The organism is Bacteroidia bacterium (assembly GCA_019695265.1).
In the GTDB taxonomy this organism is placed as follows: Bacteria; Bacteroidota; Bacteroidia; order JAIBAJ01; family JAIBAJ01; genus JAIBAJ01.
In genome coordinates this window covers 23,130-29,291 of record JAIBAJ010000036.1, presented here as the reverse complement: position 1 = coordinate 29,291, position 6,162 = coordinate 23,130, and the positions used below count along the sequence as shown (strand labels likewise).

Sequence of the window (6,162 nt, the reverse complement as noted above, 5' to 3'; positions counted from 1 at the left end):
CCAAATGTGTGTTGGCACAAAATCATTTTAAATTGTGCGGTTGGATTTCTTTCTTTTCTGTCCACCTTGTTCCATTTTTCGGGTCTGTCTGTCGGTTGTGTGGTCGTCTTTTAGGCTTGCTTACAACTCCCCCATACCTCCCACTCCCTCTCTCCTACCCAACCAACGGTATGCAAATATGTGCACTTTTTATTAAACCAAAAATAAAAATTTAATTTTAACTTATTTCAATTTATTATTCAAAATGACATGTGCAAAAATACATGACCAATTCATCCAAATTCAAGCAGATAACTCGTAAAATAGTTGCACTTACCTGATCCCTTGAAAAGTACTAGCTTAACTTAGTTGCAATAAAAAAAAATGCCAGGTCAGGATGGCTAACCTCCACCCTTGCACCTTCACCCCGGGTAGGGATAGCAGTGGAAAGCCCACAGGAGACCTACGGCGATAGCCTAGGGCGACGAGGACTTGGAACGAATAGCCCGACCAGTAGCCCGTTGCATTACAGCCCGGGTTCATTACCCCTGCCAACCGGGCGAATGGGACCCGCCTAATAAAAAAAAAGGACCTCGGAAAATCCAAGGTCCTTACGCTAACTAAATTGGTAAACTAGGCTTTTTTCTTCTTCTTCTCGGTATCAGGTGAACCTGCTTTTTGAACCGTGAATTTCAATTCGTCTTTATCCGCTTCTTTCTCCACTACAATAGAATCACCTTCGGTTAAAGATGCACCAATAATATGTTCAGCCAAGGGATCTTCAAGGTACTTTTGAATGGCTCGTTTCAAAGGACGGGCACCAAACTGACTATCAAAACCTTTGTCGGCAACAAAATCTTTGGCATCTTCCGATAATACCAAAGTATAACCCAAGGTTTGAATGCGCTTATACAAATGCGTTAATTCAATGTCGATAATACGGTGAATATCTTCACGTTCCAAAGAATTAAACATGATAACATCATCAATCCTGTTTAAAAACTCAGGTGCAAACGCCCGTTTTAAGGCTTGCTCAATAACTCCACGGTTGTGCTCGGCAGTTTGTGCAGTTTTAGCAGAAGTGGCAAAACCAACTCCTTGTCCAAAATCTTTCAACTGACGACTTCCAATGTTGGAAGTCATAATAATTATGGTGTTTTTGAAATCAACTTTCCGGCCCAAACTATCGGTCATTTGACCATCATCCAAGGCTTGAAGCAAAAGATTGAAAACATCAGGGTGAGCTTTTTCAATTTCATCGAGCAATACAACGGAATATGGGCGGCGACGAACTTTTTCAGTCAATTGTCCACCTTCTTCGTAACCAACATAACCCGGAGGTGCCCCAATTAATCGGCTAACACTGAATTTTTCCATGTATTCACTCATATCGATTCGAATCATTGCTTCTTCACTATCGAACAGATATTTGGACAGGATTTTGGCCAATTGGGTTTTACCAACACCGGTTGGACCAAGGAAAATGAAAGAACCTATTGGTTTATTAGGATCTTTAAGGCCGGCTCTGTTCCGTTGAATGGCTTTAACTACCTTTTTAATAGCGTCGGATTGACCAATTACTTTATCGCCAATGGCCTCAAACATTTTCAAAAGTTTTTCACTTTCGTTTTGAGCCACCCGTTGAACCGGAATACCTGTCATCATGGCAACAACTTCTGCCACATTTTCTTCAGTAACCAGTTCGCGGTTGTTACGGGTTTCTTCTTCCCATTTTTTCTTTTCACGCTCCAACTCTTCCAGCAATTGTCTCTCTTTGTCACGCAAACTGGCTGCTTCCTCGTATTTTTGGGAGCGAACCACTTTGTTTTTTTCTTCTTTTATTTCCTCAATTTTCTTTTCAACATCCACGATATTTTGAGGAACTTTGATATTGGTTATGTGAACGCGTGAACCTGCTTCGTCCAAGGCATCGATGGCTTTATCGGGCAAGTGACGATCGGTAATATAACGTTGAGTAAGGTGAACACAGGCTTTCAGAGCATCATCGGTATAAATCACATTGTGGTGATCTTCGTATTTAGCCTTGATATTGTTTAAGATTTCAATGGTTTCGTCGAGGGTGGTAGGTTCTACCATTACCTTTTGGAAACGGCGGTCGAGTGCACCATCTTTTTCAATATATTGACGATATTCATCCAGGGTGGTAGCACCAATGCACTGAATTTCGCCACGGGCTAAAGCCGGTTTAAACATATTGCTGGCATCAAGAGAACCGCTGGCTCCACCTGCACCAATAATGGTATGAATTTCGTCGATGAAAAGAATAACATCCGGAGATTTTTCCAATTCATTCATTACGGCTTTCATACGTTCTTCGAATTGTCCACGGTATTTCGTTCCGGCCACCAAGGAAGCTAAATCGAGGGTTACCACTCGCTTATTAAACAAAACTCTGGAAACCTGACGTTTAACAATTCGAAGAGCCAAACCTTCTGCAATAGCTGATTTACCAACACCGGGTTCACCAATAAGAATCGGATTGTTCTTTTTGCGACGGGAAAGAATTTGGGAAACCCTTTCAATTTCCTTTTCTCTACCTACAATAGGATCTAGTTTGCCGTCTTCGGCAGCTTTGGTTAAATCTCTACCAAAGTTATCCAATACCGGAGTTTTGCTTTTGCTATCACCGGGTTTGCCTCTGGGAGCGGCGCCTCCAAAAGGATTAGCACCGGCATCTTCTCCATCTTCATCGTCATTGGAAGTTGCTCTTTCAGAACGAGGCAATTGCTCGTCCATTCTGCCTTCTAATTCAGTACTTCCAAATTCGTTTAGTTCTTGTTTTACCATATCGTAATCAATGTTATAATGTAATTTTAAAATTTTGCTGGCACCATTTTCTTCATCTTTCAGAATGGCGAGCAACAGGTGTTCGGTACCAATGGTTTCGCTTCGGTAGGTTCTAGCCTCCAGATACGTAATTTTAAGGGCTTTTTCGGCTGCCTTAATTAAAGGTATATTTCCAATGGTAACTTTTTTGTGATTGGCTGATCCTTTAATAGAGTTTTCGATTTTTTTACGCAAATCGCTTAGATCTGCACCCAACATGGTCAGTAGCTTTAAAGCTTTACCTTCTCCTTCGCGGATAAGACCTAACATGAGGTGTTCGGTTCCAAGGTAATCGTGTCCAAGTCTAAGTGCTTCTTCACGACTGAAAGAAAGTACATCTTTTACCCTTGGTGAAAATTTTGATTCCATACTTGCAAAAATAGATGTTTTTAAACTCTTCAAAAATCAAACCACAACAATTGGATTGTTTTTTCCAAAAGTAGATTGGAGCATTTACGTGAAATTATGGCAGGGTTTCAATTTTTCAACATGGCTTTGTTTATGTGTGGATAAGTTTTTATAGGCTAAAACGATTGTAAGAGTAATTTCGTGTCCCTTTTGAAATTAGCGGTATTGTGTGTAAAAATGCGAGAACGTTTAATGGAAAAGGGGAACAGATTTAAAACAATATTTTTCAACTCTACAACTTGGTTCATTAAAGACCAACAAACTAAACAATAGAAAGAATGGCTGAAGGCGAAAAGATTATTAAGATTAATATTGAAGAGGAAATGAAAACGGCCTACATCGACTATTCGATGTCGGTTATTGTTTCCCGTGCATTACCGGATGTTCGTGATGGATTAAAACCGGTTCACCGCAGGGTGTTATTCGGAATGCTTGAATTGGGCGTTTTATCTAACCGTCCCTACAAAAAATCAGCTCGTATTGTCGGAGAGGTTTTAGGTAAATACCACCCGCATGGTGATACCTCTGTTTATGATACCATGGTAAGGATGGCTCAGGATTGGAGCTTACGATATCCATTGGTAGAAGGTCAGGGTAACTATGGCTCCATGGACGGCGACCCACCTGCGGCCATGCGTTACACCGAAGCCAGGTTGCGCAAAATCGCTGAAGAAATTTTGTCAGATATCGATAAGGAAACCGTAGATTTCAGATTGAATTTCGATGATACACTGGAAGAACCTACAGTGCTACCTTGTAAAGTTCCCAATTTGCTGATTAACGGTTCGGCTGGTATTGCAGTTGGTATGGCTACCAATATGCCTCCGCATAACCTTAGCGAAGTGGTAGATGGTATTTGCGCATACATTGATAACCGCGATATTACCATTCAGGAATTGATGCACTTTGTAAAAGCACCCGACTTTCCTACAGGTGGTATTATCTATGGATACGAAGGTGTTCGCAGTGCCTTTGAAACCGGAAGAGGCCGTGTGGTAATGCGCGCTAAAACAACGTTTGAAAGTCTTCCAAATGGCAAAGAAGCCATTATTGTGAATGAAGTTCCTTACCAATTGAACAAAGCCGAAATGATTAAACGTACGGCTGACTTGGTTAACGAAAAGAAAATTGAAGGTATTAGCGACATTCGCGACGAAAGTGACAGGGAAGGAATTCGTGTTGTTTATGAATTAAAAAGAGATGCCATCCCGGGAGTTGTATTGAACAATCTCTTTAAATACACCGACCTACAAACCTCATTTTCAGTAAACAACATTGCCTTAGTTAAAGGAAGACCAATGATGTTGAACCTGAAAGACATGATGGTTCATTTTGTGGATCACCGGCATGAAGTTATTGTTCGTCGTACCAAATTTGAATTAGGTCAAGCCGAAAAGAGAGCCCACATTTTAGAAGGTTTATTAATTGCTCAGGCAAATATTGACGAAGTAATTAAAATCATTCGCGAAGCCGAAACTCCGGATTCAGCCCGTACTGAATTAGAAAACCGTTTCCAACTTTCGGAAATTCAAAGCAGGGCCATTCTTGAAATGCGCCTGCGTCAATTAACCAGTCTCGAAGTTGATAAACTAAAAGAGGAGTACGATGAATTAATGAAGTTAATTGCCCGATTGAAAGAGATTCTGGCCAATGAAAGTCTGCGTATGCAAATCATCAAGGATGAAATGCTGGAAATGAAACAACGTTTTGGTGATGAACGTCGCAGTCAAATTGAATATTCAGGTGACGAAATAAGCATTGAAGATTTGATTGAAGATGAAGCTGTGGTGATTACCATTTCTCACCTTGGATATATTAAACGTACACCTTTAGCTGAATATAAAGTTCAAAACCGCGGAGGAAGAGGCTCCATCGGTAGCAAAACCCGGGATACCGACTTCCTCGAACATTTGTTTGTAGCTACTACCCACAATTATTTATTGTTATTTACCGAAAAAGGTCGCTGTTTCTGGCTGAAAGTATATGAAATCCCGGATGGAGATAAAACCGGAAAAGGTCGACCTATTCAAAACGTAATTAATATTGAACCAGGCGATAAAGTAAAAGCCTATATCAATGTTAAAACCTTGCAGGACGAGGAATACATCAATAACAATTATGTTATTATGTGTACCAAAAAAGGTACCATTAAGAAAACGACGTTGGAAGCATACAGCCGTCCAAGGGTAAATGGTATTAATGCCATCAATATCAAGGAAGGTGATGAACTATTGGAAGCGAAAATGACCAATGGACAAAACGAAATCATGATTGCAGCTAAATTGGGTCGTGCAGTTCGTTTCCCGGAAGCCAATGTTCGTCCAATGGGAAGAAATGCAACCGGTGTTCGCGCTATCCGATTGAATGGTGAAACAGACGAAGTAATTGGTATGGTATGTGTTCCAAACGAAGAAACTTCGGTAATGGTAGTTTCGGAAAAAGGTTATGGAAAAAGAACCACCGTTGCTGCTTACCGAATTACCAAACGAGGAGGGAAAGGGGTAAAAACCTTGAAAATTACCGACAAAACAGGTGATGTAATTGCCATCCACGGAGTTAGCGATATGGACGATTTGATGATCATTACCGAAGGTGGAATTACCATTCGTATGCATCTAAGAACCATTCGTGAAATGGCCCGTGCTACCCAAGGTGTTCGATTAATTAAGTTGCATGGAAGTGACCAAATTGCAGCAGTTGCAAAAATTGATATTGGTGAATACGGCGACCTGGCTGAAGAGGAAGATTTGGAAGAAAACTCCGAGTTCCTGGTTGACCAGGCTGAAATAGATAGCCAAATCGCTGCTTCGGTAGAAGAAGAACCGGAAGAAGAGGAAGAGGATGAACCGGAAACAGAAGAAGGCGAAGGAGAAGGCGAAGGCGATGAAAAATAGCTTTTTCTAAACCAATGATAATTAACAAACTGAA

2 protein-coding genes are annotated in these 6,162 nt (G+C 40.9%); one reads left to right on the top strand and one right to left on the bottom strand.

What is annotated here, in order from left to right; all coding sequences use genetic code 11:
- Positions 1–612 precede the first annotated feature (612 nt).
- Positions 613–3,195 carry an ATP-dependent Clp protease ATP-binding subunit gene (locus K1X82_07225; protein ID MBX7181886.1) on the bottom strand — a complete coding sequence of 861 codons (2,583 nt, stop codon included), beginning with the start codon at positions 3,193–3,195 and terminating at the stop codon, positions 613–615.
- 317 nt (positions 3,196–3,512) lie between these two features.
- On the opposite strand from K1X82_07225, the gene gyrA reads away from it, so the two are divergent.
- A complete protein-coding gene (gene gyrA, locus K1X82_07220; protein ID MBX7181885.1) occupies positions 3,513–6,128 on the top strand; it encodes a DNA gyrase subunit A in 2,616 nt (871 codons plus the stop codon).
- Positions 6,129–6,162 lie beyond the last annotated feature (34 nt).